The sequence below is a fragment of the Sphingobium sp. TKS genome (assembly GCF_001563265.1).
Classification (GTDB): domain Bacteria; phylum Pseudomonadota; class Alphaproteobacteria; order Sphingomonadales; family Sphingomonadaceae; genus Sphingobium.
The window spans coordinates 177763-201744 of sequence record NZ_CP005085.1; the positions used below are offsets into that span (position 1 = coordinate 177763).

The 23982-nt window shown below is 64.9% G+C and carries 26 protein-coding genes and 3 pseudogenes; 5 read left to right on the forward strand and 24 right to left on the reverse strand.

Translation table 11 applies throughout. The annotated features are described in order from the left end of the window. Positions 1 to 501: 501 nt before the first annotated feature. The 9 genes from K426_RS32245 to K426_RS26085 form a co-directional block, all read right to left on the reverse strand. Positions 502 to 891 (reverse strand): hypothetical protein, encoded by a 390-nt coding sequence (locus K426_RS32245; RefSeq protein ID WP_046765020.1) that lies wholly within the window; start codon positions 889 to 891, stop codon positions 502 to 504. After that, positions 875 to 1201, reverse strand: a complete 327-nt coding sequence (locus K426_RS26045) for a type II toxin-antitoxin system prevent-host-death family antitoxin (protein ID WP_021243547.1) — start codon at positions 1199 to 1201, stop codon at positions 875 to 877. The genes K426_RS32245 and K426_RS26045 overlap by 17 nt, the downstream gene beginning before the upstream one ends. A gap of 454 nt (positions 1202 to 1655) precedes the next feature. After that, positions 1656 to 2426, reverse strand: coding sequence for a hypothetical protein (locus tag K426_RS26055; RefSeq protein ID WP_332307423.1), 771 nt, complete (start codon positions 2424 to 2426; stop codon positions 1656 to 1658). An 88-nt stretch (positions 2427 to 2514) separates the two neighbouring features. Then, on the reverse strand, positions 2515 to 2709 hold the full coding sequence (locus tag K426_RS26060) for a hypothetical protein (RefSeq protein ID WP_046765018.1): 195 nt from the start codon (positions 2707 to 2709) through the stop codon (positions 2515 to 2517). A gap of 266 nt (positions 2710 to 2975) precedes the next feature. Next, the gene (locus K426_RS26065) at positions 2976 to 3344 is read right to left on the reverse strand and encodes a DUF6915 family protein (protein WP_046765017.1); all 369 of its coding nucleotides are present in this window, start codon (positions 3342 to 3344) and stop codon (positions 2976 to 2978) included. A 2-nt stretch (positions 3345 to 3346) separates the two neighbouring features. After that, positions 3347 to 3820 (reverse strand): DUF6878 family protein, encoded by a 474-nt coding sequence (locus tag K426_RS26070; RefSeq protein ID WP_046765016.1) that lies wholly within the window; start codon positions 3818 to 3820, stop codon positions 3347 to 3349. Further along, on the reverse strand, positions 3813 to 4325 hold the full coding sequence (locus K426_RS26075; protein WP_046765015.1) for a hypothetical protein: 513 nt from the start codon (positions 4323 to 4325) through the stop codon (positions 3813 to 3815). Before K426_RS26075 ends, K426_RS26070 begins: the two co-directional genes overlap by 8 nt. Positions 4326 to 4449: 124 nt before the next feature. Beyond that, positions 4450 to 4926, reverse strand: coding sequence for a DUF736 domain-containing protein (locus K426_RS26080; protein WP_046765014.1), 477 nt, complete (start codon positions 4924 to 4926; stop codon positions 4450 to 4452). A 147-nt stretch (positions 4927 to 5073) separates the two neighbouring features. Further along, entirely contained in the window at positions 5074 to 5400 is a 327-nt protein-coding gene (locus K426_RS26085; RefSeq protein ID WP_046765013.1) for a hypothetical protein, read from the reverse strand. A 29-nt stretch (positions 5401 to 5429) separates the two neighbouring features. Between K426_RS26085 and K426_RS31915 the strand changes: the two genes are divergently transcribed. Together K426_RS31915 and K426_RS26090 are read left to right on the forward strand one after the other, a co-directional pair. After that, complete coding sequence (locus K426_RS31915; protein WP_157035819.1) at positions 5430 to 5582, forward strand: hypothetical protein; 153 nt, start codon at positions 5430 to 5432, stop codon at positions 5580 to 5582. 199 nt (positions 5583 to 5781) lie between these two features. Beyond that, positions 5782 to 6426: a plasmid pRiA4b ORF-3 family protein gene (locus K426_RS26090; RefSeq protein WP_145907784.1), complete on the forward strand. Its 645-nt coding sequence runs from the start codon at positions 5782 to 5784 to the stop codon at positions 6424 to 6426. Positions 6427 to 6498: 72 nt separating this feature from the next. Here K426_RS26090 and K426_RS30725 read toward each other — a convergent pair. The 4 genes and pseudogenes from K426_RS30725 to K426_RS26110 all read right to left on the reverse strand — a co-directional run bounded on the left by K426_RS30725 (position 6499) and on the right by K426_RS26110 (position 8743). Beyond that, a pseudogene (locus K426_RS30725) lies at positions 6499 to 6778 on the reverse strand (type II toxin-antitoxin system RelE family toxin). Next, positions 6768 to 6896 (reverse strand): annotated as a pseudogene (locus K426_RS32710) (prevent-host-death protein); the annotation flags it as partial. The pseudogenes K426_RS32710 and K426_RS30725, both read right to left, overlap by 11 nt. Positions 6897 to 6945: 49 nt before the next feature. Beyond that, entirely contained in the window at positions 6946 to 7590 is a 645-nt protein-coding gene (locus tag K426_RS26105; protein WP_046765011.1) for a hypothetical protein, read from the reverse strand. 130 nt (positions 7591 to 7720) lie between these two features. Further along, positions 7721 to 8743, reverse strand: coding sequence for a deazapurine DNA modification protein DpdA family protein (locus tag K426_RS26110; protein ID WP_046765010.1), 1023 nt, complete (start codon positions 8741 to 8743; stop codon positions 7721 to 7723). Positions 8744 to 8770: 27 nt separating this feature from the next. On the opposite strand from K426_RS26110, the gene K426_RS26115 reads away from it, so the two are divergent. Both K426_RS26115 and K426_RS26120 read left to right on the forward strand, forming a co-directional pair. Beyond that, a complete protein-coding gene (locus tag K426_RS26115; RefSeq protein ID WP_082749226.1) occupies positions 8771 to 9247 on the forward strand; it encodes a hypothetical protein in 477 nt (158 codons plus the stop codon). A gap of 404 nt (positions 9248 to 9651) precedes the next feature. Continuing rightward, on the forward strand, positions 9652 to 9921 hold the full coding sequence (locus K426_RS26120; RefSeq protein ID WP_237230206.1) for a hypothetical protein: 270 nt from the start codon (positions 9652 to 9654) through the stop codon (positions 9919 to 9921). 218 nt (positions 9922 to 10139) lie between these two features. Here K426_RS26120 and K426_RS26125 read toward each other — a convergent pair whose 3' ends face one another. The 5 genes and pseudogenes from K426_RS26125 to K426_RS26145 all read right to left on the reverse strand — a co-directional run. Further along, positions 10140 to 11168 (reverse strand): hypothetical protein, encoded by a 1029-nt coding sequence (locus tag K426_RS26125; protein WP_158511791.1) that lies wholly within the window; start codon positions 11166 to 11168, stop codon positions 10140 to 10142. Between the two features lie 1124 nt (positions 11169 to 12292). Then, positions 12293 to 12727: an antirestriction protein gene (locus K426_RS26130; protein ID WP_021243568.1), complete on the reverse strand. Its 435-nt coding sequence runs from the start codon at positions 12725 to 12727 to the stop codon at positions 12293 to 12295. A 234-nt stretch (positions 12728 to 12961) separates the two neighbouring features. Continuing rightward, a complete protein-coding gene (locus K426_RS26135) occupies positions 12962 to 13168 on the reverse strand; it encodes a hypothetical protein (RefSeq protein ID WP_021243569.1) in 207 nt (68 codons plus the stop codon). Between the two features lie 39 nt (positions 13169 to 13207). Further along, positions 13208 to 13819: a DUF6927 domain-containing protein gene (locus K426_RS26140; protein WP_021243570.1), complete on the reverse strand. Its 612-nt coding sequence runs from the start codon at positions 13817 to 13819 to the stop codon at positions 13208 to 13210. Positions 13820 to 13894: 75 nt separating this feature from the next. Further along, a pseudogene (locus K426_RS26145) lies at positions 13895 to 14131 on the reverse strand (zincin-like metallopeptidase domain-containing protein); the annotation flags it as partial. 159 nt (positions 14132 to 14290) lie between these two features. On the opposite strand from K426_RS26145, the gene K426_RS32890 reads away from it, so the two are divergent. Next, positions 14291 to 14422, forward strand: coding sequence for a hypothetical protein (locus tag K426_RS32890; RefSeq protein ID WP_257721804.1), 132 nt, complete (start codon positions 14291 to 14293; stop codon positions 14420 to 14422). An 84-nt stretch (positions 14423 to 14506) separates the two neighbouring features. Here K426_RS32890 and K426_RS26150 read toward each other — a convergent pair whose 3' ends face one another. From K426_RS26150 to K426_RS26175, 6 genes are all read right to left on the reverse strand, one after another. Next, positions 14507 to 15373, reverse strand: coding sequence for an ArdC family protein (locus tag K426_RS26150; protein ID WP_066553259.1), 867 nt, complete (start codon positions 15371 to 15373; stop codon positions 14507 to 14509). Positions 15374 to 15542: 169 nt separating this feature from the next. Then, on the reverse strand, positions 15543 to 17705 hold the full coding sequence (locus K426_RS26155; RefSeq protein WP_066553256.1) for an integrase: 2163 nt from the start codon (positions 17703 to 17705) through the stop codon (positions 15543 to 15545). Continuing rightward, a complete protein-coding gene (locus tag K426_RS26160; protein ID WP_066553254.1) occupies positions 17702 to 19489 on the reverse strand; it encodes a hypothetical protein in 1788 nt (595 codons plus the stop codon). The genes K426_RS26155 and K426_RS26160 overlap by 4 nt, the downstream gene beginning before the upstream one ends. Next, entirely contained in the window at positions 19486 to 20835 is a 1350-nt protein-coding gene (locus tag K426_RS26165) for a tyrosine-type recombinase/integrase (protein WP_066553252.1), read from the reverse strand. The genes K426_RS26160 and K426_RS26165 overlap by 4 nt, the downstream gene beginning before the upstream one ends. A gap of 157 nt (positions 20836 to 20992) precedes the next feature. Beyond that, positions 20993 to 21742: an ArdC family protein gene (locus K426_RS26170; protein WP_046766322.1), complete on the reverse strand. Its 750-nt coding sequence runs from the start codon at positions 21740 to 21742 to the stop codon at positions 20993 to 20995. Positions 21743 to 21820: 78 nt separating this feature from the next. Continuing rightward, positions 21821 to 23908, reverse strand: coding sequence for a ParB/RepB/Spo0J family partition protein (locus tag K426_RS26175; protein WP_046766323.1), 2088 nt, complete (start codon positions 23906 to 23908; stop codon positions 21821 to 21823). Positions 23909 to 23982 lie beyond the last annotated feature (74 nt).

The window sequence follows — 23982 nt, forward strand, 5'->3', positions numbered from 1 at the left end:
GCCCGGGGCCGAGGGGGCGGCGCACCGAAGCGAAGCGGAGGGGAACCCACGAATTGACGGGTGGTGCGGACAGAGGCCGTCAGGCCTCAACACGGCCGGAAAATCGGGGGTTGCGACGGACCCGCCCGGGCGTAGCGTTCATCCCCTCAAGCGGGAGGCGCGACCGGCGCCCACCGAAAGGCCTTGCTGTCAGAAATGACAAGGGTTGGGGTCGAGATCACCCCACAGATAAGGCCGATCGGCGCGAAGCTGCGGCGCAACGGGTCTGCTCACCGCTCCGGCTTCGGCGCGGGTCGGGGGGATTTTTGGTGGCGAGAACATGGGTCAGTTGACTGGCGGACACAGGCGCGCGATCGGTTCGGCCGCCGGCTGACGACAGGAGGCCGACAGGGACAAGCGTGGCGCGCATGACCAGAACTGCCCGCGGTGCTGCCGGGCCAGGCGCAGCGCCCCACCCGGCGCTGTCAATTCATTCTTCGGCTAATCACGGGCGCCGCGCCGCTAGTCGCGATTGATGGATGCGGCGTTGGCAAGCAGCGCGGACAGGATGGAATTGGTGAAACCGGGGGGCATTCGTCCAGCGACAAAGGAGGGTTCACTGGTGACCGGCCGTATATCGTAGCCGAGCCATGTGAAGTGATTGTACTGATCGATGACGACGGCTGTCCCGCGAACGAGGCCCGCCGCGTCGGCGACGGCATCGGGTATGGGGAGCGTTGAGACAGACGCCTCTCCTTTGGTCGTGATCGCTACAGTGAATACGCGCTGATCCTTGACAGCGGCCACCATCACGGGACGCGTTTTTATTCCTTCGTCGCGGCCCGCGGCTTTGTCATGGGTGAAGAGGAAGACGTAATGGAGGATGTCGCCGACCTTAGGCAGCGGCGTCATCGTTCCACCGATCCGAGGCAAGTTCCTGGGCGGTCGGGCGAGCCGCCTCGAAGAGTGCGGCATGTTCCGCCGTCATTTCAGCAGTCGGGACGGCCTGCAGATCCAGAACCGCCAGGATCTGCCCGGCCGCGATGCGCTCGATGCGCTCGAAATAAGCCGCATCAGCGATCGTAAGATCGGGACGGCCATGCTTGGTAATCGTTACAGGCGACCGCCGCCCACGATCGAGATATTGTCCGGTGTGGTTGTGGAAATCGGTCAGCGGGACATTCTCTTTCCGTGTCGGAACGAGCGTGGCATCGGCAGCCATTGCGGAACTCCTCATTAATATTGCCAATATAGCAAAAATGGCAAGTTTTGCAAGTTTGCTCCAACGCGCATGCGGACCCGGGACGAGCCGAACGGGGCAAGCCGATGCGCTCCCCTTTCCCACGAGAAGCAAAAGCGGCCAGCATCTAAACGAAGACAGGGCCCGCTTCGCCAGGGGTGCGAAGCGAGCCCTGTCACCCCGCGCCGGGGGCTCGGGACGCGGGGTCAGGCGATAGCGTCAGTCTTGTTCGACGGGTTCAGGGGCGCGCTGGCGGCAGTCGCGACGCGCTGGCTCCTCGGAATCTTCGCCGAAGCCATGCTCGCTCGAGGACTGGCCGAGGCCAGCCTCGGCACCCTCCCCGCTAATGTCGGCACCGGCACTCCCGGTGTGGTCTGCACCAGGTACGCGCTGGAGCCAGTCAAAAGGGCACTGATGCAGCGCATCGCGATCCTGCTCAGGACAAAGGGGCCGGTAAGGCGAGCCATTCCGGCTGATCGTCCGTGATCGGGACGTCATGGTGCGCGGCCTCGGCGTCGGAAAAGACCGTCGCGGCAGCGAGCGCGCCGAAGCCGGCTTCGCTGTTCCAGAACGTCAGCCCATCCTCGGGATCACGGGTTGCGAGCACAAAGCCATCGACGCCCGCGTGATGATGGCGAGCAATCGCGCGATCGAGTAGTCGCGCGGACCCGCCGAATTCTATGTCGTTCGCACTGATGACGACATAGCCGCCTCCGAATTCGCCTGGGCGCAGGCGATCGCAGTCGAGGCAATATTCGAAACCGATCGGCAGGGCGCTCCTGGCGACCGACTGGAGAAGCAGCGCTGCGGTCTCGATGTCGACCTGGTCGCCCGACAGCCAGACCTGGCGTGTTCCCGTCCCCTCCGGCGGGTCGATCTGCAGCGTGAAACCGAGACGTGGATAGTCGGGATCGCTGAAGATAGAACGGAAGCTCTCGAACAGCCCGGCCTTTGTGGGCGGGAAGATCCGGGCGAAATCGTCGCCCAGGGCCTGGTAGTGCTCTGCCAGCACGGCGCCCTCGAGATCACCGTTGGCAAGGATAGCGACGGCGTCGTCGATACGGCCGAGCACCTGGGCCTCGGCATCTGTGACGCGCAAGAGGAAGCTCGCTTTGATAAAATTGTTGGCCATGGGTGTTACTCCTTGGGACGGCGCCAATCCCGGCGCGGGGGCGGCCTCGGGAAAAAGCCCGGACCATTTGCCCACGCCCCCTTCCCTCTTCCCACAAGGCGCGGCTGCGGAGTCAGCGTGTCGCTATTCGAAAAAGGAATGAACCGGCGTTCCGGTCGGGCTGTCAGGCTTTGCGGCCGCGACGCTGCGGCCCGACATGGTCGGCGGAGACTTCAAGGTCGATGGCCAGCTGGGTCAGCGTGCGGTGCGCGCCGAGCCGCTGCAACCCGTCCATTCGGGGATCGAGCTTCAACGTGGCGATACGACCCCGCACCAGCGAGGCGGCGACGCGCAGCGTATGGGGGTCGAGATCCGCCATGGCTCCGACGATAGCGCAAATCGCGCGAACGCGCGAGCGGTGGCAGGTCTAGTCGGTTTCGAAATCCCGCCAGCGGTTGAGCAGTTCGATCATCTCGGTCTTGAACCCGAACGCAACGGGACAGACCGCGCCTTCATGCTGGCCCGGAAAACCGATGATCATGGTATGGACAGGCGCATTGCGTGTCCCTCACACCCAAATTGGCATAGCTGCTGATATCCGTAATCTCCTTGCCATCCGGGAAATCGAGCGTTCTGCGTATAATGTCACTCCATTGACCCGAGCTTGGGATCCAGTCCTGGCGATCCCGCCGGATTGCCCCGCAGAACCCACGGCATGGGCTGGATGAGCCGTGCCCAATCGGCAAATGAGGGAATCCGGCCGAGATCTTCTGTGACATGCATCTCGCCGATGAGGCGCACCGGCACCGCGCGGCCGTCGCTATTCCGGATGATGACGCCAAACACCGTCTCAGCCAGGAAGATACCTTCGGCGTGGTGGCGCAGCGCGCGGTGACGCGGGTCGGCGATGATCTTCTTGGATTCGTCGAACCACTGATGAAGCGCGATATAATCGTCCGGCTTGCCGCCCCAGCGGCGCATCGAGCTCAGCGCATGATAATGGCAGTGCGACACGGTCAGAGTTCCGTCTCAGTCGTGTCATAGTCGACGAAGCGGCTGTTATGCGTAAGTGTAACCGCGCCACTCGCCACGTCGATCGCGATGGTGCCCCAGGCCCCTTCGCCATTCTCCCAGCCCCTGTGATGGTCGCTCGCGGCGTTTTCCGCAAAGGCGCTCAACGCATCCTCCAGCTGGATGGCGCGGATCATCATGTCGCCGCTCCATTCCACGGCGAAATGATCGCACAGAACGGACGGCAAGTCCCTCGTTTCGTTGCCGGCATAGGCGGTGACATCGCCGACGGAGCCTTCGTCGCCGCCGCCATCATAGCCGATCTCGACGCGGGTGATGCCGTGTTCGGCCAGGATCGGCAGAAAGCTCGCCTTGCAGCGGCTCTCGGCCTCACGGACACGGCCGAGCTGTTCATCGATCTCGGCGACGATGCGCGCCGCGGTGGCAGCCTGTTCGGTGGTGAGCTTGAAGTCAGTCATGCGCTGATCTCCTGCAGAATGGCGCGGCGCTGCCCGGATAGGCAGCGACAAGATTTTGGTGGAGGCGTTCGAAGTCGTGGACGGGATAGCGGCCCGTCGCATTCGGGCGGGTCGCGAGAATCGCCCCCATGACGATATCGGCGATACTGTCGCGCTCGAGGGTCGGGACGCCATCATCGTCATAACGTACCGGCGGCGCGAAGCCCGCCTCGACCCAGCTTGAAAGTCCGTCCTGGACGGCCTGTGAATAGGCTAGGACGGCGGCGTCGCTGTGGGCGGAACCGGCGTCGATCGTGAGCCCGAGCGTACGATAAATACCGAAGTCGTGCCGGTTGGCGAGAGTGACGAAGGCACAGCCTTCAGGCGGCTGACCGAAGCGGGCGATCATCGCCGCGCGGTAGGTTGCGACCTCGAGGCGGTTGAGCCGCGCAAAATCTTCCGTCTGGCCAAGCTGTGCGCAGTCTTCATCTGCAGGCGCACCGCCGAGATCGATGGCGTCGGGCATGGTCTTCTCCTTCCTTGTGAGCACTGACCCGGTGCCCCCCGTCTTTTCGGCCGCGCGGCCGGAGGACGAGAAATCGGGCCCCGCTCCGGGATGGGGAGCGAGGCCCTTGGGCGCGATGCGGCAATCAGCCGGCGAAGGCGTGTTCGCTCGAGGATTGGCCGAGGCCAGCCTCGGGGCCCTCGCCGCTCATGGCCGCGCCGGCACCGGCGGTCTCGTCGGCACCGGGCAGTGGCGGCAGGCCGTCATCGGCCTTGGGCGTCATCTCGGAGGCGAGATCGCGGCGACGCGTCGGGCGCGACCAGACGACATTGTAGCTGCCGTCGTCCTGGCGGAACGCGGAGATGTAGAGCGGCGCTGCCAGGCTCGGATCCTCGATCTTGCCATTGAGGAAGGCCTCGCCGGTGCCATTCGAGAACAGCTCGAAAAGCGCACCGACGTGAACCCAGGCCCGCGAGGCCGACAGTGCCAGCACCTCATATTTGGGCGCCTTGGGATTGGCCGAGTGTACCTCGCGCAGCGCAATCGTTATCGCGATGGTGAGCGTCGCGATCTTGCCGACATGGATGCCGGCGTCATTCTGCCTGATCGTACCGATGTTCATGGGACTTCTCCTGGAGGATGGCCTCGAACACCTTGTCCGGACCACCTTCCTCAGGCCCCCTCCCCTCCTCGGCCGTTCGGCCGAGCCGGCGCGCAAGCGCCCCTGTCCGAGGTCCGCACTTCGCGGCCTCGAGGGCGAGTCTTCCGGTCAGTGGAATGAGCCGAACAGACCGCGCTTGGCCTCGGCCTGGTGCGTTCCGTCCTTCACGCCGATGGTCGCGCGCATGTCAGCCTCAAGGTCGGATGCGAGCGTCGCAGGGATTTCGGCATAACGCACGACAACGGCGATCGCGGCCTCCGGTGTCGGCAGTTCTCCCGGCTCCGTCCCGAGCCAGGTCATCGCCTCGCCTTCCTCCGGCTCGTCTTGGGTCGGGGTGAAGACCTGGGCGAAGTAGGTCTGCAAGGGTCGATCCCAACCGACGACCACGGCAATAGCGCCGCTGTGGGCCTTGGGTTTGAGATCATAGCGGCTCATGACGGGCTCCTGCGTAAAGGGTAGTCGATGTGGGGCGCTGCTCCTCCGGCGCTCCGCAAGGCTTCGTGCGCGGCGCTTGCCGCGCGCGGGGCCGCAGCGCCGGCGAGCAGGTCGCCCGCAAGCCGCGGATGCACAACAGCGGCAAGAATGGCTTCGCGATCGGCGGCGACTTGCGGGCTTGATATCAGGCATCGTCCTGCGCCACACCCGGTGAGATACCCGGAGCCGGGCTCGAGCCCGACCTCTATCGCGTTTCGTCCCAGGGCCACCGTCAATCGACGGCTTTCGGGTGCGAACCATTGCGCACCGCTGGCGATTGCCGCCGAGCGATTAACGCAAATGTCGTCACCTCAACCATTGCCGGCGCCGGAAGCCCACGGCATGGTCGGATTCATGCTCGACCCTTTCGACCCCGACTGCTTCATCGTCTCTGCCAACGTCCACATCATCGGCATCGAACCGAGGATCAGCCGCGTCCTCGAACTGCCGGTCAAGCTCAACTTCGCCCAACTGCACGAAGTTCTGCAGGTTGCCTTTGGATGGACAGACAGCCACCTTCACCAGTTCCACGTCGGAGGTCTTACCGTCGGCGCACCGGAGTTCAACGAAGATGACCTCTACGGGCCTCGCACATTCGAGGCAACCGGGGTCCGCCTCCAGGACCTGGCCTTTCCCTACGAAGCGGACCCGACGCTCACGATCATCTATGAGTATGATTTCGGGGATTGCTGGCGTCACCAGATCTGTCTGCGCCGCCAGCCACGCGAGAATGGCACCGCCTACCCGCGCTGCGTGGCGGGCAGGCGCTCAGGTCCGCCGGAAGACGTGGGTGGCTATTCCGGCTATGCCGATTTTCTTGAAGCGTGGCTCGACCCGGCCCACGAGGAGCACAAGGCCATGCGCCGATGGGCTGGCCGGAAATTCGATCCCGAGCGTTTCGATCTCGACGCCACGAACAAGGCCATCGCGCGCGCCCTGAGGGCATCGAAGGGTGATTACAGGTTCAGACGCGTTCCCCGATCATAGTCGGCGACGTCACCGCAGTCAGTCTGACTGACGTATCTGACGCATGGATTCCACTGCAGCCGCGGTTTCAGTTTATTTTTGCGCCACCTTGTAGACGGCGTTACGGTCGCGTCTACCCACAGCGACAACGATAACAATCACCTCAGCATCGTGCACTTCGTAGACGAGACGATAACCGACACCGCGCAGCTTGATTTTATAGCGATCCTTGCCCGCGGACAGGCGGGCCGAAGGGACATGTGGCGTCTCAAGGCGTTCTATCAGCTTCTTCTTGAACTGTTCCCGAACTTGCGAATCGAGTTTGCGCCATTCCTTTAAAAGCCGACTCTAGAAAGCCCAGCTCATAGGTCATTGAGCGCAATCTTGATGACGGGCTCGCCCGCGTGCGCATCCGCGATAGCGTTTAGTTCGAGATCTTCGAGGCGGTCCATAAGCGCCTCGAAAGCCTTGGCCGGCACACAGTAGAATGCCGATACCGGCACGGGTGCTCGCAAGGAGCATAGACATGGCCCTTTCTTCTCAAGCGACCAGGCGGGGCTGGGCGGGTGTCGGCAAAGGGAGCCGCAAGTCCCGGCGGATGCGCGCCGCGAAGCGATCGGGTTCAAGAAGCTCGCGAACCGCAGCCCAATGGTTGCGCTCACCGATATGGTCCTGGCGGCCCTGAACCTTGCGGAAGCATATCGCGCGGTCGGATCCGAATGGCCCGAGCGACATCTGGACCCAGATGGTCTCACCATGGAGCGTTACCTCCCCCGAGACGGCGGGGCCGGCCTTGTTGGAACGAACGTCAAAGCTTCCGTCGTTAAGGCCGAGGGCCTCGGCCAGGCGGCGCATCGCGCTGCGACCCTCTGAATGGAACAACCGCTTGGCGGGCTCGTCATAGGCCACCCCGCGCAGCGCCAGCGTCTTGAGCATCGGGCGGCTGCGAAGCTCCGCTATTTGCGCTGCGCAAGCGTGGCGAAGTTCGGCGTCATCGGCCCGGTCTGCGCACAGGGTCGAGAGGTGGCGCGCGAGCAGGATGACCGCGGGATCACTCTCGATTATAAGCCCCGCATTGCGGCAATCAGCGATGGCCGCCTGAAGGGCGTGGAGCGTGGCGCCGATCGTGGTCAAGGCGCCCGGCTCGAGCGCCAGTTGGTAGCGGAATGCGACATCGTAGCTCATGGGATCCTCCGGGGTTCTCGGGCGGCCCATCCGCCCGCGTCCCCGGTTCCCCCTCCCCTTTCTGCGGCGCCTGCGCGGAGGAGCGGCACCCGGATAAGGCGGGTTCGCCCGGCCGGGAGGCTGGGCCCATTCAATCCTGGTAGAGGTCCGCAGCCCACTGCTCGATCCAGCCGATAGTCGTCTCGTCATGGTCGAGATCGCCGGATTCGATCAGCTCGCGCATTTGCCGCCGGGCCTCGGCCATGGCGCAGGCCCAGGGATCGCGCGGCCCGCTTGGTTCGACAGCGGGTGATGGCTGGGTCAGCCGACGCGGTCGTTGTCGCAGCCGATCACGCTGGACGCGCACCCAGTGCTCCATGCAGTCTGCGACCATCAGGTCGCTCTTCGATCGCCCCTGACGGCGCGCGGTTGCCCGTGCTGCAACGCCATAGGCCTGGCTGTCGATCGACGCGACGCGGTGGCTGAAGGGTATGAGATAGGGCAAAGCCTGCCCCTTCACGCCGAAGAGATGAAGGCGCACACGGTGCGGGAGGACCCGGTCGAGATGGTCGACGACCGCGATCATCCCCTCGGGCCCATGAATGGCGCGCCGGCACATCGAGCCGACCCCAATGAGTCCAGCCCTTTCGATTATGGCAGGCATAGCATCCGCACAGCGTTCATAATCAGACGGCAAGCGGCCCTGGATCACCGGCATGAAAGTCGCGGCAATCCCCCGATCTTCAGCGCGCTGACGGCAGTCGATATTGGCGCGGATAGTCCGCGAGATGCGATCGACTACCTCGTCTCGGTCGCCCGCGATCTCCTGTTCGACGCAATAGTCCAGGCTGGCCCACCAGCGGAACGGATGACATGCAGCCAGGCTGACATAATTGTCGATGGTCCAGGGATAGCCGCCAAGGCATGTCATCGCACTGAAGCCGGCGCTGTCGAGACAGAGGCTATGCAGACCGGTGGCATTGCCGAGCACCCTTGTCGACCAGCCGGACCAGTCGCGCCAGCCCTGCCGCAATGACCAGCGGGAAACCGCGTTTGCCGAAACCAGAACGGGCTGCTGAAGCGCTCGCGCGCGCTCGAGCAGCTTGCCGGCCGACAGATGCGGGAGCCCGACCATGATCTCGATCGACCTTTGCTTGACCTCCGAATTGTTCATGATATGTTCTTTCAATGGAGATATTTGGTGTTTGATTCCGCTTCACTTTTTCTCGCTCCGTTCGATCTCGATGTGACATTGCGGGATGCAGCACTCGACGGACGGAACGCCCCGACGCGCCGTATGATCGCGAACGCCGCGATCGGCATGCATGTAGAGGATGCTTATCATTGCGTCCTCGAGCTGCGTAAAGCGGTAAGCTGGGTTCATGAAGGCGAGCGCGGCGGAAAGCGCAAGCTGGCGTCCATCCTCAGCAATCCGGCGGGCGACGATTTCCAGCGCTGCATCTATTTCTGTCTCGCAGGCCGCGGCATCGTCAATATGATGGACGACCTGATGTGGCTGGAAATCATCCTCGAAGCTCGCGGGCGAGTGGCAGGTGAAATGCATCGCCGAAAGGTTCATACGCAGCCCCTGCCCTCCCCCTATATTGCGGACGAGCCGGACGGTCCCATTGTCTCTGAGAGCGAGGATTTCGAGCAGGGGCGATCCTGGTGGGGGTGATCCGGCACTCTGATCGAACTTCTGGCCGCGAGTGAGGCCCCGATTTGTCGTTACCAAACGGCCCGTCGCATCAATTAGCGGTCACGCCAGCGGAATCTTGAAACAGCTATGTCCCAGTCGCGCTGGGCGACGAACGCGCTGCCGCTTGGTGCCATTCCACAGCTGTGCTAGGAGTCTGGTGCGCCTCGATTGCGGCGGTGCCGGGACTGGTAATCCCGTCGAGAACGGCAACTCGGTGTGACCTCACGCCGAAATGTCTGCATATGCGTCCGGGAGCCCAGCGGTCGGTCCGGTTCTAAAAGCGCAGGCGCATGTCTCGACATGGTATCAGCCCGACTCACGCGCGGGGCCGTGGGCTTGAACCGCCTGCATCATGAACGGGTCGGCAACAAGGGTCGGGAGAAATGGACGTGGAAGAGCCCAATGATCGCGAGCAGCAGGACCGCATGTTCCTGGAACAGATGCTGATCTCGGTTCGCGGATTGCGCGGACGGATAGGCCTTGGCCAGGGGAGCGAGCCGATCATCCAGCGGGCCTTCGCGCTCGTCCTGATGCGCGAAGCGCTTGCCGCACTTGATGCGGTGGGCGACACCGACGTGGCCCCCCAACTGCAGTTGGCGATCGATCGCTTGCTGGAGCCGCGCGGCGTTGCGGTATCGTCTGAATTTCACTGAGTTTGAAATCATCGTCAATTCAGTGCATTAATCACCGGATTTCCATTCATTCCTGAAGTGAATCAGGCGCGAACATGATGCCGATGGTCCGCGATCAGGCCCGCAGGCCCTGTCATTCCCGGCTTCCGCCCGGCGGTGGCAGCGGCGGGAGCGCGATCGCAATCTCGATGGCATGGCGTCCAATCATGGCGGCAAATTACCGGCCCTCGGGGACGACACTAGACCTGATCGGCCAGAATGACGCGCAGCCGCCCCATAAGAGCAGCGTCATCACCCAGCAGCAGCCGTGTAGCCATTGTCCGGGCGTCGAGTAAGAACCGCTCATGCTGACTTTCCCAGCTATCGGCGTCGCGGTCGCCGCTGGAGAAAAAACAGGCGCCTTCAAGCAAGTCAACGAGCTGCGCCGGCGTCACGGGATCGCCCGAGGCCAGCAGAATCCTGGCGTCGTCGAGCGAGCAGCATTGGACATCATCATAGTCGATAACGACCGGGGCCGGCAGCGTGACTTTTTCCTCAACAACGCCCAAAATCGTGAGCACGAGGGAAAGCCGGCCGACCGGCCCGCTGTCGAGCTCGGAGGATTGCGACCCGTCGATCCGGAATGCCTCGCCCTTCCTCTCGATCGTGAAGTGCAGCGACGAGATGCAGCGCAGGCCGTCGTACCAGGAATAGCCCTCCATATCCTTGTCGGGGCAGGCGAGGCGCCCCTGGAAGGCGCCGACCTTCTCCATGGCGAGCGCAGCACATTGCTCAAGGGCGGGGCCGAAACTGCCGAGGAGGAGATGGTCAGCGACCCGCACCGGGCTGCGGGCTGACGAGAGGGAGTTCCAGTCTGCCCTCTGCGGGGTCCATGACATGAGGACGCGATCAGCTTCGGGAAGGGGGATGCCCAGATCCCTGGCCTCACTCCAGCGCTCGAACGGGAGGCGATGGCAACCCAGCGTGCGGATATGGCGGTATATCGCGCGACGAACGGCAGCACGAAGCGCCTCGAGCGCGGCATTTTCAACCATCTCCTTTCGGGCCGGCAGCACGAGATGTAGCTTTGGAGCGTTGATTATATCAATCCGGGCCCACCAGCTGCGGTCCTTTTCAGCGACTACAGGCATTGAACTGGTGACGATGACACCATGAAAATTTATGCATGGGCTCATGTGCGTCGCGCGGTAATCCTTGAAGAGGCCGATCCGGACACCATCCTCCTCGAATATGGCCTCGGCTCCTTCCAGCCAGTCGCGCCGGGGCAACGGCGCTCCGTTGAGCCGAACCGACAAGGGGCTGTAAAGAGCCGCATAGTGCGCCGCCTGGTCGATGTCGTCGCGCCACCGCTCGTCAAGCCGGAAGCGAAGCTGGGTTCCACAAGCGAGGGGCGCTGCCGTAACCGTTGCCGACGTGCCTGCTTCCCAGGCCTGCGAAGTAATGTCCACCTCCCATGCCTCTCCCGTTTCACGGCAGCTCGAGCGAGTTGCGACATCGCGGCCGGCAAGGCTGAAGAGGCCCATGCCGGCTGGATCCTCGCCCCGCGCAACGCTGTCGCCCCACCCTGAACGCCCCAGGGCAAGAAGGACGGAAGGATCGGCTATGCCTGCGCCATCGTCCGTCACCGACAACCACATATCCGCGCCATCGACCTGGAGCTCCAGGTCGACAATCTTTGCGCCTGCACGACGGGCGTTCTGCAAAAGCGCGCTCAGCACATCACCGAGGCTATTGTTGAAGAGCCTACAGGTTGACAATGAAGTGTCCTGATAAGGTGGCATGATCGGGATTCCGGTATGATCAGGGGGAGCGCGCAAACAGGCCGTCCTGATAGGTTGGCGTGCAGATGAGCGGCATCGGCGCATCAGCACCGTTCGCTCGCTGCATTCACCCTCCCGCTCCCCTCCAAGCGCCGTCACCGGATCGCGGACCCGGACGGGGCGATCATGTTGCCGGCTCGGAAGCGGTAGATCGGGGGCTATTTCATCGACGCGGGCGGACGAAATTTGCGCAATTGCCGAACCAGCTGGGCATTTCGGCTTTCAAGCTGACCGGCGCTCTCGTCTGCCGCCAGCGCACATTGCAGAAGGCCTGCATTTTGCCTCGCCATTGCAGAGCGGACTTGCTCTCCCCAGCAGCCCCCTCTCCCCTTCATCCCGCGCGGACGCGGCGGGACGGCAGGGAACGGCCGCGACCGCCAAACACGATCATGCGCAAGGCGCACGGCAAGAGGCCGATGATCGTGCGGCAGCGCCGGTTTGGGACGCTACCGCGCATCATGAAAGGCAGGCCCGCTCCCCATTTGGAGCAGGGGTCCAGCGTCCCACGGGCCTGCCGTGCGTGACCCGTCTTGCCCAGCAGTGACAGAGGCCAGGCGTCGCTCGGTCCCTGACTAGTCTATCGCGCTGAAGATCTTCGCCGCTTCGCCGTGGCGGCCGGCATGGTCGCGCAGGCGATGGAAGCTCCCGGAGAGCTGATCATCACCTATCTCGAAGGCGAGATGCGAAAAGGCGAACAAGGTAGCGACGATCCCTGCCGCGTCCGCAGTGAGTTCGCCTTCATAGCCGTTGGTCCGGCAGCAAATCCGGAAATTGGAAGGCGCTGCGGGCGCAAGATAGAGCGGCAAGCCGTTTTGCTCGAGGAAATGCCAATAGCCACCGGCATAGTCAGCAGGCGACAGCCATTGCATGAAGCTGTAGACGCAGGCCTCCGCGACGAGGAGATGGCGGCCAAAGAGGTTCGGCAGAAATCGGCTACGCCGGGCATCAGGCACGCGCGTTGCAAGAGCATGAAAGCCGGTGTCGTGGGTGGCGAATGCATTGGACAAAGCGAACCTCCAGATATGAGTGCAGTCCCGGAACCTTTTCAGGTCCTTCCGGGCTCACGCCCGCATCCCGCCTCTTCTTGGCCTTATGGCCACGTCGCCCCACCCTGCTGCGCCCGCCTCGTTGATCGTTGCGGCGCAAGACGTTTGCAAAAGCCAAATTTCCCGGTCGGGCCATTCTCCCCTCTTGTTGATGTAGCAGGCGTCGGCCGGAGAAGCGACGAGCTGAGCCCCTGGTCACGAGACGAGCGCAAGCTCGACATGATCGTCAGGCAACGGAGCCATCGAAATGCGGTAGGGCTGGAGAGGATTGCCCGTCCGAATGATGCTGACGGGCTGCATCTCATGGTCAAAGAGACGAGTGGCGACACGCAGGGCATTGTCCCTGCTGCAGAGCAGGGCCCGCTTGGGCGAGATCGCATGGGAGGGGCGCTGGCCGAGCATGGCTACCCCCTTCTCATGGGCCGGGACAACCCGCCAGGGTCAGGAGAAAAGCGTCGCATGAACTCTGGTCTTCGGTACGATGGACCAGTCGCGCTCCATGAACCGGCTGACCCGGTAAAGGCCTCCCGTCTCAGGGGCTCGCAGGATGATCCGGCGGCCATCCCTGATGACCTGGAATTCCCGGGCGACATGGCCGTCGCTAAAGGTCATCGGCTCGGGAAAGCGGACAAGATCGCCGTCAGCAAGCCTGCGGGAACGCAGGGCGAGGTTGGCGCGGCAACGCGCACGCCAATCGTTGGCATATTCCCTGTCGGTGGGCGTGAGCAGATCGAGAATGCGGGCCGGGCATTGCGCCTCGCAAGGACCGGCGGATTCGTCCATGCTCTTGTAACCGAACTGGTGACCGTCGGCTGATCGCGGGTTCCATCGAACGAGACAGATGATCGCGAACACATCGCCCGGAACCCCGTTGGTCGTCAGCTGGGCGGCGGCGTAATAGACGCGGTTTCCCGGGCAGGATGAGGCGAGGATCTCAAGACCCTGACGGGTCCCGTCCTCATGGGCCTGGTCATAGGTGAACTGGGCATCGAGATAGGATTTGGCCGAGGCATGCCCGGCCATCGCTGTGAAGGGCATGAACAGCCAGCCCATGGCAAGTCTCCTGTCGGTAGAATGAGAGGGAACCGGGGATCCGCCCACGCATGTCGTCGAGCTCCCGGTCGGCGTTCAGGCTGCTATCGGCATCGCGCTTTGGACCGACCTATGCTCAACAGCCGCCGCAGGGGCGCTGAAGGACCTCAGATAGGCGAAGGCCTGCTCCGCCTTCGCGGCGGCGTGGATGATGGCGCTCTTGTCACCGCGCAGGATATTGAGCCAATGCCCGACATAACTTGCATGACCTTCATGAAGGACGTTGGGCAGGCCGAGATCCGCGCAACAGAGCCCGGCGCCGATCTCGGCGACATATCCTGACAGTCCAGCGAAAAATGGCGGTTGGAAGGTGAAAACCATCGGTGCCTCCAGCACTGCCCAAAAACCCCATGGCTCCCCCGAGGCGGGGGTGGGCGGCGAGAACGACCGGAGAGGCCCGCGCAAGCGGCGGGCCGCACCCGGAGGGGCGAAATGAAATGGAGCAGCTCGGCGAAGCCGGGCTTGCGGCGCGCCGTGGCGGGCCTAGCAGGGAGCGCCGACCAGACCCGCATCGAGGGAGGCCCGAAAAATCAGCGCCGCCGCGCCAGCGGCGTCCGCTGGTGAGCGGGCGAAGCCCGCGCATCGCCATGCGCGACGAAGCGGCCGAGCCCGCGAGGGATCGGCCGCTCAGCGTTGGTTGCTGCTGGATCATGGCTGCCGGGTGTGCATCCAGTCGGCCGCCGCCTGCGCCTTGCTCGCCGCGGTGAAGATCGCCCGGGGCTCGTCCTTGAGCAGTTGCAGCCAGGAGGCGATGTAGGCCGCGTGATCGGGTCGCGGTTCGTGCGCGATCCCGAGATCGGCGAGCAGGAACGATGCGGTCAGCTCGGCGGTCGCTTCCTCCATGGCGAGCGCGTGCTTGGTCCACTTGGTGCTGAAATCCCGGTCGAGCCGATGGGCTGCGCCACTGGCATGAGCTGCCTCGTGAATATGGGTGGCGTAGAAGCCGTGGGCGTCGTGGAAGGCGCTGAAATCCGGCATGTGGATGCGGTCTTCGGCGATGTGATAATAGGCGCTGGCCGAGCCGTAGACGGTATCGATGCCGAGCGCGGCGATGAAGGCTTCGGCGGCGGCGAGGCGTTCGCTCTCGGGCAGGACCGGCCCCGGTTCGGGCGCATAGCCATCGATCTGATCGGCGTTGAACAGGCTGAACGCCTTGGCGAAAAGCCGTCGGTGGTCGCCATCATCGTCGCTGGCTTCGTCACCCTTCGCGCGAAACTCCTTCCAGAGGACGCCGAGGCTGGCGTGCTCGCCCTTGCGGACCTGCGCGCCGAGCGCCTGCCACTGGCGATAGGTGCCCCAGACCCCGCTCGCATAGCCGCTGCCATAGGCGGCCGCCCAGAGCGAGACCGTATTTATGCCGCGATACGGCTTGCCGCTGGCGACGTTGGTCGGGCGGGTGACGTCGGCGCCGGAATGATGCCACGGCATGCGCCAGGTGCCGGTGCCGGCTTCGATGGCGTCGACGATCGCTTGCGTGACGCGAGCGTAGACGTCTGAGCGTGGTGAGGCTGACATGATCTGTTCTCCGTTCTCGCGCCGGGGACCATCCCCGGCGGCGGAGGCCCGTTCGCGCCGGGCACAGGGGGGCTCGCGCACCCGTCAGGGCCGCAGCGAAGCGAAGGACGGCGAAGCCGTTGCGCGGGCGCGCCGACCGGCGCAGGACTCCGCCAACAGCCGGGGTGGTCTACGGCGCGGGAGGATCGATCCCGGCAATCACCGCGGTCAGGCGATCGAGCTCGCGCTGGAGAGCTTGACGCTGGAGATCGGAGATGCGCCGTTCGCGTAGATGCGCCCTGGCATCGGCCGCCGCGCGTTCCCAGGCCGGCCTGTGCCGGGCGGTGATGCAGGCGTTGGGACAGCGGGTCGGCTCGCACAGGGCGGTGAGTGGCTGCGCGGGATCGGGGGTTGTCACGCGCTTGAGGCAGAGCGCGGTTGCAGGATCGAAGAAGCAATCCGCGAGCGGACCGACATGGAAGGTGCGCGCGACGCTGGCGAGCATGACGCGCAGGCGGGCGCGATCGGCGATCATGGCGGGCAATGGCCCGAGTTGAACGGCGGCATCGTCGAGCGTCCGCCCGATACGCGGTCCCGCCGGCCCGCCAAGCGATGCGCCGCTCTGACGCCGGTCGAAATAGTCCAGCAGGTCATCAGTCTGACCGAGCCGGCGCTGCGCCTCGACCTCGGCGCGAAACCCCGATGCGCTGGTCCCGGCATAGCCTTCGAACGCGGCGACCGAGGCGTGCTTGTACTGGATCATGCCGGCGATGGTGCCGAACGGACGGTTGGCGATGTGCCACGCGATCGTGCGCCGGAACTGCCGCGTCGTGATGCGCCACGGCTTGCCATCGGGACCGGGCGGGATGACCGGCATATCGGGGCTGCCGAAGGCGGTGTTGAGGTGATCGCGGAAGGTGTTGAGCTGACGGACCACCTCGCTCGACAGATGCGTTTTGGAGACGGCGCTCGCGCGCAGCACCGGCCAGAGCGTATCGCTGCCGCTGGCGCGCGCCGGTCCTGCCGACAGGCGTTCGAGCACCGTGATCGCATCGGCGACCGGCTCGATCGTCACCCAGCTCGCCGCCTCGCCCACGGCCGCCCGGCGCTTGTAGATGGTCGATCGGATGCGATGCCGCTCGATCAGGCCGTCCTCACTGCGCGCGATAGAGAGACACCCGCGCCGCATCGCCTGCACCTCGCAGTCGCGCATGCCGGTCAGGTAGGCGCACACGATATAGGCGGCGGCCTGGAGCATCCGTTCCTCGTGTGCGAGAGTCTTCGCGTCGAAGCGCTCGCGCCATGGCCGACCGCTCTCGGGATCGATCGAGATCGGCGTGTCCATGCCGCCGACCTCTACCCCCAGCTCGGCCGCCACTGCGTCGATCAACCTCGCTTCACCGCCGGTCAGCAGGAGATGCGCGCCTGGCTCGGCCTGCACGTCGATCCCGGCATGGAGATGCAGGAGATGGGCGTTGATCGGTGGGGTCACGGCGCCGGTGTTGGGGTCGACGCGCAGCTTGCCGTTATGAGCGGTGCCCCAGATCGGTGCGCCGCGCCCCTCGCTGCGTCGGCGACCGAAATAGGCCTTCAGGCGGGTGCGGCGACGTTGCCGGCGATCAGCGTCCGGGAGGCCGGAGTCGGCGGCGACGAGACGATCCCGGCGCGCTTCGAGCCGATCAAGCTCGCGACGGGCTGCGAGAATGTCGTCAGCGAAGACGGTGACGTAGCGCAACGACCATGCGAGCAGCGCGGCGATGACCTCTTCCGGGAACCGCGGCGTGCGGTTCTCCCGGACATGCCGGTAGCCCGCGACGCGGGCGGGCGCCTGTCCGGCCCAGGGCTCGAATGCAAGGCCTCCGCCAGCGAGGTGGTCACGATAGTGATAGAGATCGGGGACCACTTCGAGGAGGTGGCCGACGATGACGGGTCGCCGGGCCGGATCGGCACGAAGGTGCCGGGCATAGGCATCGACCAATGCCTGATCGATACGGGAAACGTCGAGCCGTCCGAGCCGCTCACGGGCGAAGGCGAAGAACCGGCGGGCACGGTTGAATGCCTGGCGAATGCTCGCCGGCGGCAGCTTCGGGCGGTAGCCGGGAAGATCGACGTTGAGACGGGCGTAGAGATAGGCGCGCATCGCCGCCTGCACATCGGCATGTTCGAGCACGTCGAAATGCACGGTGACGTGGCAGCGCCGGGCGTTCTCGCGGAATACGGCGAGACCGAGATCCCAGCTCGGGTCGCCGACGCGAGACAGCTCCTCGCGGGCGTGGCCCTCCTTGAGCGGCGCGCTCGCCAGCACGGGGCGATCGTCGAAGGCAGGCTCTTGGGCATGGGCGGGTATGGTCATGCGCGTGCCTCCGGCGGCAGATAAAGCCGCTCGCTCTCCATCTGCCGGCGCGCATCGGCGATGACGGCATCGGAGAAGGCCGGCACGACCTGGGCGGTGATGCGGGCATGGACGCGGCCGAACTTGGCCGCCCAGTCGGTCGCGGGCAGGCTCAGCCGCTGCTCTTCGACGAAGACGAGGAAAGCCAGGATCGCGGGGAGCTTGCGCGCGGTGATGACGGCGTTAGGGCAATCAAGGCAGCCCCAGAAGGGCTGCGCACAGGGCGAACCGGCCTCGGCGAAGGGACTGTTATGGAAGCCCGCGCAGGCGGCGAGCCAGACATCCTGTTCGCCGTCGAGCAACGGACCCACGGTAGCCAGCGGCATCAGCGGCTCGGCCTGATCGGGCGCTTTGCGCAACGCCTGCTCGGCGGTGGGCGGAAGCACGGTCGGCATCGCGGCGGCGACCGCTGCGCGGAAGGCGTCGGCGACGGCCGTCTCGTGCAGGGGCCGGAGCGACGGCAGATCAGCATAGTGGCGCGCCGCTACCTCGCGCGAGTGGCCGACCGCGAAGCGGGCCATATGCCCCTCGGTCTTGGTGTACCATAGCGCCTTGTGGGTCTTGCGGAGCCGGGAGAGCAGCAGGTGGAGCGGCTTGCCGTCGTCATCGACAATATCGTTCTGCGCCACCCAGGCATCGATCCGTTCCGTCGGGTGGCGGATACCTGCCCGCAGGCCGCCAGCGTTGTGATAAACCCAAATACGATCGTCGTTTAGATGCGTGCGGGCAGTCGCCGTGGCCTCGATCAGGCGACGAATAAGACCGCCAGGCGTGCCACCACCGCCGTCGCGGACGCGCATGCTCTTGTGCTCGGCGCCGCGAGCGCGGCGCTTGAGATAGCGCAGCTCCACCGTGCCGGCATGGGGGTTGGTGAGACAATCCACGGTCAGCGTCTTCAGGCACTCGGGCTCGAGGCCGGTATCGAGCGTGAGCAACACGAGCAGCGCCGGCAGATCGCGCGCAAGCAGGTGATGGCGGCCATGCAGGTCGTCGATGAGCGTGCTGATCGGCAATGCGCGCCGCATGCGCATGAAATAGAGGCTCTTCAGCGCGGGCTGGTCTGCGACGATAAAGCCCTGCCGCGCGATGATCGCTTCGACATCGGCGCGCGCGCTGGCGATGACCGGGTCGCCCTCATCGGTCCGGTCGTCGGCGCCGAGACGGCGGAACATCGCTTCGACATCGGTCCTCGCGGCGTCGCGCAACGCGCGGGCGACGAAGGGGCTATAAGCATCGCGCGGGGTCGAGCGGCCCGCCGATGTGGCCAGCGTGTAGCGCAGCCGCTCATGCAGGTCGGACGCGATCCGATCGGGCCGGTCTGCCTCGATCGCGCGCAATGTGTTGATGATCTTGCCGACCGTTATGTGCCGGTGGATCGCGCCCATCCCGCGCTGTCCGAGCGCGGAGGCGAACCCATCGATATGGACTGCGCGCAGGTCGCTGACGCCAGCCACGTTCAGCGCGTCATCGCCAAGCCAGGCGAAGAACAGGCGGTAGGCATTTACATACTGCTTGATGACGCTGGCCGCACCGATGGGGCCGCCGAGCGCCGCTGACCGACGTAGCGCGCCCGCGAAGGCGATGGCGAGTGGGCGAGGAACGAGCCCAATCATATCGATCAGGACCGTTCCGCCATGCCGTGCCTCGATCGTGAACTTGAGGCCGAGCACAGCATCGGGCTGCACGGACTCCGGCGTGATCGGCGCGAAAGCGACAGGCCGGCCCTTGCGGGGATGCCCGCTCATGCGCCCTGCGGTCCCGGCAGCAGCGCGAGCAGCTCCTCGACGGCCGCGTCCACTGTATCGGCGCGCGTCGCGATATGATCGAGGTAGATATAGGTGGTGGTGAGGCTCGCGTGGCCGAGCAGACGTTGCACCTGTTGCAGCGGGTCGCCCAGGATCAGCCGGTAGCTCTCCACCGGCCCCGCCGGCAATGCCGCTTCGCGCAGCCGCTGCTGGATCAGCAAGGCGAGCATATGGACTGCGAAGGTGTGACGAAGCTGGTGGGGACTGATCGACAGCGGGAAACCGTTCTCCTCGCACCGCTTGCAGGCACGGGTGAAGATCACCTCCCACGAGTTGGGGCGAACAGGCTGCCCTACCTCGGTCAGCCATAGCGCCGCCGGCTCGTGGGGCGGTCCATCCTCGTCGCACAGGATCAGGCGGCATCGTTCCTCTGGGGTGCAGACATCGCGCATGCGGTCGAGACCGGCGCGGGTGACAGGGATCGGTCGTTCGAGCTTGGCCGCGCCGTCGCGCGCGGCGAACTTGGTCACGCCTGCGGCGCGTTCGACGGCGACATAGGCGGCGATCTGACGCAGCAGCCGACGCGGGACCAGCACACTGCGTCCCCGGTCGCCCTTGGTGAGCGGCGGCGGCAGGCGCAGCCAAAGCTGCTGAGCCTGATCGTGGTCGTGATCGATGGCCGCAAGCTCATCGGCGAGCAGGCCCGACGCCTCTTCAAGACGCAGGCCAGTGGTGACGAGAAGGTCGGCGAACAGCGCGTTGCGCAGCCCGTTGCGATCGCGAGCGCCGGGGCGCTCGGTGCCGTCCGGGGCGAGGCCGCGCAGGCCGACCTCGCGGAAAATGTGGTAGTCGTCCATCGTGACGAACCGCACATCCGACCGCCTGGCGACACGTTCATAGGCGTCGTTGCGCGCCGCGATCATGCCACGACGGCCACCTTGCGCCGGTCGCCACACGGCGCGGCGGCTGAACGGCGCGTCGGCGATCAGCCCTTGCTGCTCGCCCCAGCGGTAGAGGCGATCGAGGCTGGCGACAGCCCGGTTCCAGCTTGCCGCCGTGATCCGGTGATCGGCCTCGTCGCGGCGTCGCTCACGATGATAGGCATCGACATCGTCGCGGGTCGCAGCCCACACGGTCTTGCCGCAGGCATCGAGAAAGCGAAGCCAGACCGCAACATCATAGGCGTAGGCGCGAAGCGAGTGCCGCGAGCGGACCCCCGACAGCGGCAGGTCGAGAAAGAAGCGATCCAGATCGGGATCATAGAGCGCATCGTCCCGCAGGATCAGCGGCACATGCGCATCAAGGCCCTTGGCCTCGCGGCGCTCGCAAACAGTAATGATCGACACCGGCGCGAAACCCTCCCCCCGGACCCCCCACCCGGAAGCTGACCTTCACACCGGTGCGCCTGATGGCCCGGCAGCAATCAGGCTGGCCTCCGCCAGCTCTTGGGTCAGCGCTACGGCCAGCCTGATTACTGCCTACCGTGGGCGTCCATCGCCGACCTTACTGCAATGTTGCGGGCGGCGCAGACTGTCCAGATAAGGCGACCAGTTCCTCGAAGGCGTAGGCATTGTCGCCAAAGCGCTTGCCGAACGTGCGGGCAAGCCGATCGGCATGGCCTGACCAGTGGATCGTCTCATGACAGCGCGTCGATGCATAATGATCCATCGTTTGAAACGCGGATCGGCTCGGAAGCTGGATATAATCGAAGGTCGGCGTAAAATAGGCCTGACTGCCGCCGTGGCGGACAAGCGCCGGTATCGCCTCGAAAAAGCGGTCGATTTGCGTCTGCCTACGCGAAAGGGCAATCGGTTGCTCCGGTGCATCGACGCTATGGAAATGCGCCGGCAAGCCGTCGATCTGATCGGCGTTGAACACGATGTAATGACGAAGGAAGCGGATGTTGCGGTCAACACTGCGTCCGGTATCCGGATTTGTCTCCTGCTTCCTGAAGGTCGAGTAATAGACCGAGACCGCACCGGCCTCGCCGCGCCTGACATCCCCGCCGAGCGCCTGTGCCTGCCTGCGGGTCATCCAGTAGCGAGAACGATAGCCCTGCGCATCTCCCAGCGCCCAGAGATACAATGTGTTGATGCCGGCATAGGGCGCGCCGCTGTGGCGCAGCGGCCGTCCGCCACCGCCCTGCACACGCCAGGGTCGCGACCAGGGTGGAACTCCTTCCTCGATCTTGCGGATGATGAGGTCGGTGATTTCGGCGGCGACATCGCGGGTGCTCCGCTGACAAGATGGCATGGCAGGTTCCTCGCACGAAGGGAAGGAAACCGCCGACGCGTGAACAGCGCCGGCGGTCAGCGAAAGACGAGAGAGGGGTCAGGCCGCGAGGGCCTCCTGATCTTCCGGTTCGATCACATCGCCCGGATCGGTGGGCGCCTCATCCCCTGGCGCGCGATCGCCTTCCTGGTCCGAGGAAGCGTCCGGGTCATCGCCGCCGGACATCTCCATGCCATCGGCTTGCGGCTGATCGAGAAAGCGCATCGCGTCAGGCACCCAGGCCAGCGCCGCGTCCCGGACCTCAGGCTCGACGATGGCCTCGCCGGCAAAGAGCCGGTTGCATGATTGCGAGATCTCCGATTTCTTCATCGTCGCGTGCCTTGCGGTGAGGGCGGCGCCGCCAACCTTGCCCAATAGCGCGAGGATCGAGCCCTTGCTGATGCGGTCGAAGAAATTCTCCGACGTCGGCCTCCACCAGCTGGCGACATCGACATCCATGATCGTCGCAAGCCGGTTGTGTAGCGGGCATTGTTCGGCGCGATAGCCAGGCTTGGCCTCGAGCGACGCGGCGACGAGATAGGCCATCCAGGCCGCCTTGCTGTCATCGCCCAGGGCGCGGAAGGCCTCGAAACGATCGACCTCGGACCTGTGATCGAGCCAGCTGGAGTCGAGACCGGCATGGGCCTCGGCGAGGTACGTGCGCGCATGCGTCACGGGCTGTTCGCCCGACACCGGATCCTGGGGTCCGCGCGCCCGCATGGTCGAACCATAGGCGCTGAAGCTGCTGGCCCGGTCGTCGATCATGACGAACAGGGCATAGTCGAGCGCCAGCGCCGGGTGGCCAAGAAGCGCGGCGCCGAGGATGTCGCGGCGCTGCATCGCGAGTTCGTCATAGAGCCGCGCGCTGAGCGGCTTGCCGCCAGGCGCCACCGCCTCGGGAGGAGCTGAGGGCGGCGCATGTCCGTCCTGCGGCGCGGTCGCGCCCTCGCCAGCGTCCGCGGGCCCGCCATCATCATCATCGACACCGCCGACGCGAACTGGTTCCTCGCTATAATATTCGGTGTCGAGAACCATTTCGCCCTTGGGCGTGAGCTTGAGGAACGCACCTACCAACGGCCGGATCTCATCTGGCAGCACAGGCGCGCGGCACTGGATCGCCTGCTGCTCTTCGGCAAGGGCATCATATTCCTGATCGAGCGCCTCATAAGTCTGTTGAGAAATGGCTTCCCCATCCATTTCCTCGACGATGGCCGCCTGCCGCTCGGAGACCGCTTCGAGACGCGCCGTCTGCTCGGCGGTGAGATCGGGCTGCGGCAGGATGACCCGATAGAGCCCGGCCGCAGCGCTGTGGATGTAGTTGGACGCAATCGGCCGGATCCAGCCGAGGCCCGTCTCCTCGCCAATGCGCCGTGCTTCCTCTTCCATGATGTCGCCGGCAAGCTTCTGGGCGATTTCCGGGTTGACCCACTTGTCGCCGCTGTCGCTGAAGAGATCACGATCGATCCTGCCGCCCGCACCCGCATAGCGGTCTTCGCCCACCAGTATCGCGACAGGATCGCTGGACTTCATGGTTTCATTGGCGATGACGCGCCGGATGGTGTCGGCATTGGCATAGTTCGTGCCGTAGCTGTTCCAGACGAGAAGCTGCTTCTCCTGATTTTCGGTCGATGCATAGGCCTTGGCGACGTCCAGGGTGATGGCGCCCTCGCTGAGCGCCTCGAAGATCGGCTCGGCGAGCGTTGCAAGACGCAGGCGCCCTTCCACGAAACGCCGCGTCAGCCCGAAACGCTTGGCGACACCGTCCATGTCGTTGTTGAGGCCGATAAAATACTGAAAGGCGCGGCATTCCTCGGCCGGTGTCATTTTGAGCTGGTGGAAGTTCGCTGCTGTCGATGTCTCGGAAAGGGTAGCCTCGTCCCCGACGAGCACCTTGACCGGAACGTCGAACTCATCGGCCGCGATGACGCCACGTTCGGCGAGCAGCAGGAGGCCGCGCAGGCGGCGGCCGCCATCGAAGACCTCGAACGTGCCGCGGGGCTTCTTGACCGGGGTGACGAGCAGGTTCTGGAGGACGCCGCGCGCTTCGAGATCGGCGGCCAGCTGAGGGATTTCCAGCAGTTCGTCGGGCCGCTTGCGGACGTTGATGGGGGAAAGGGTCAGCTTCGAGAGCTTTACGGTCGTGGTCATTGGGCGAACTCCCTTCTGGCGTCCGGATCATCCCGGACACCAACTCCGCTCCTCCTCCCCTTTCATTCATCCGG